This window comes from Candidatus Polarisedimenticolia bacterium, assembly GCA_036001465.1.
Taxonomy (GTDB): Bacteria; Acidobacteriota; Polarisedimenticolia; order Gp22-AA2; family Gp22-AA2; genus Gp22-AA3.
In genome coordinates this window covers 1-1938 of sequence record DASYUH010000110.1, presented here as the reverse complement: position 1 = coordinate 1938, position 1938 = coordinate 1, and the positions used below count along the sequence as shown (strand labels likewise).

The window sequence follows — 1938 nt, the reverse complement described above, 5'->3', positions numbered from 1 at the left end:
TGGGCTTCCCCCAATCGCCCCGCGACGGTTTCGACCGCCTCACGACCGACAGGGCCATCTTGCCGCCGGCAGGCGATCAAGGCGCGCTTGCGCCAGGGCGGAGGAGGCGCGTCCCGACCAAGCGACACGCGCAGCTCGAGCAGGAAGCCCCGCTCCGGCTCGGGGAGCTCGGTGCGCCGGTGGACGCGCGGCTCCGTGACGTCCAGGCCGATTTTGCGGAGCTCGCGGACGACCAGGATCTCGAAGTATTCGGGGTCAATCGTCGGGCGGTCTGTCATCCCGCCAGGAAGGCTAGCACGGCGTCGGACCGGGGGCGAGCGGGGTCTTGACGGGTTGCGCCTTCCCCCACAGGCTGTATATCAGACGTGAGCAGGTCGTTCGACTTCTGACGGGGAGGACCCCATGCATGTCAGTCGGCGCGACTTCCTGAGAGTCTCGGCCGGCGCCGGCGCCGGCACCGCCATCGGCGGGCTCGTCGGCCTCGGGGTGCCGCTGGCGCCCGCCCGGGCGCGCGCGCAGGAGCTCCGCATCAAAGACGCGAAGACCGTGCCGAGCATCTGTCCATTCTGCTCGGTGGGCTGCGCGACCCTCATCCACGTCAAGGACGACCAGATCGTCAACATCGAAGGCGATCCGCGCAGCCCGCACAACGAGGGGACCCTCTGCCCCAAGGGCGCGGCGATCTACCAGCTCCACGTGAACCCCAACCGGTCGACGAAAGTGCTGCACCGGAAGCCGGGGGGCCGGGACTGGGAGGTCGTGGAGCTCGAGTGGGCGATGGACCGTGTCGCCGAGCTGATCAAGCAGACCCGCGACGAGACGTTCATCGAGCGCCTCCCCAACGGCAAACTCGTGAACATGACGCCGGGGATCTTCGGCCTGGGCGGCGCGACGCTCGACAACGAGTTCAATCACGTGTGCCAGAAGTTCTGGCGCGGGATCGGCGTCGTCGCGATCGAAAACCAGGCCAGGATATGACACAGCTCTAGCGTCCCCGGTCTGGGGGCTCGGAATGGTCGTGGCGCGGCGACGACGTACCCGCGCAATCTGGAGCACACCGACTGCTTCATCATCATGGGCTCCAACATGGCGGAGTGCCACCCGGTGGCGTTCCGCTGGCCCATGAAGGCCAAGCTGAACGGCGCGAAGCTCATCCACGTCGACCCGCGGTTCACCCGGACCAGCGCCGTGGCCGACATCCATGCGCCGATTCGCGCCGGATCGGACATCGCGTTCCTGGGCGGTCTGATCAACTACGTCGTCAACAGCCGCCGCTGGAACACCGATCCGTTCTTCAAGAACTACACGGTCAACTACACCAACCTCGCCACCATCGTCAGCCCGGACTACAAGGACACCGAAGACTTGGACGGCGTCTTCTCGGGCCTCGTCGAGTACAAGGAGCCGGATTTCTGGCCCTACAACGGATTCCAGGGCCGCTACGACAACCGGACGTGGCAGTACGACCGCGGACCGAAACCGCCGGGCCCCGCCACGGAAGACGTGATTCGCAACCGCGGGTCGTTCGACGACCTGCTGCGCTCGCTCCGGAAGGGCACGCCCCGGCGCGACCCGACGCTGCAGCATCCGCGTTGCGTGTTCCAGCTCCTCAAGAAGCACTTCTCCCGCTACACGCCGGAGATGGTCGAGCAGATCACCGGCTGCCCCAAGGAAAGGTTCCTCCAGGTGGCCGAGGCGCTGCTCGAGAATTCGGGGGCGGACCGGACGAGCGCGTTCGCGTATGCCGTCGCCTGGACGCAGCACACGTATGGCGTGCAGATCATCAGCTGCTGCGCGTTGCTGTCCCAGCTTACGGGGAATATGGGCCGCCCGGGCGGCGGCATCATGGCGCTCCGCGGGCACGCGGCGATCCAGGGCTCGACCGACGTGCCGACGTTGTACCACAGCATCCACGGATACCTGAACGCGCCGTCGGCG

2 protein-coding genes are annotated in these 1938 nt (G+C 67.1%); one reads left to right on the top strand and one right to left on the bottom strand.

The annotated features are described in order from the left end of the window. A partial coding sequence (locus tag VGV60_18595) for a hypothetical protein (protein HEV8703286.1) occupies positions 1-278 on the bottom strand: 278 nt, incomplete at its 3' end. 124 nt (positions 279-402) lie between these two features. Here VGV60_18595 and VGV60_18590 point away from each other — a divergent pair. Further along, positions 403-1938, top strand: a 1536-nt coding sequence (locus VGV60_18590; GenBank protein HEV8703285.1) for a molybdopterin-dependent oxidoreductase, incomplete at its 3' end; no start/stop codon positions are given.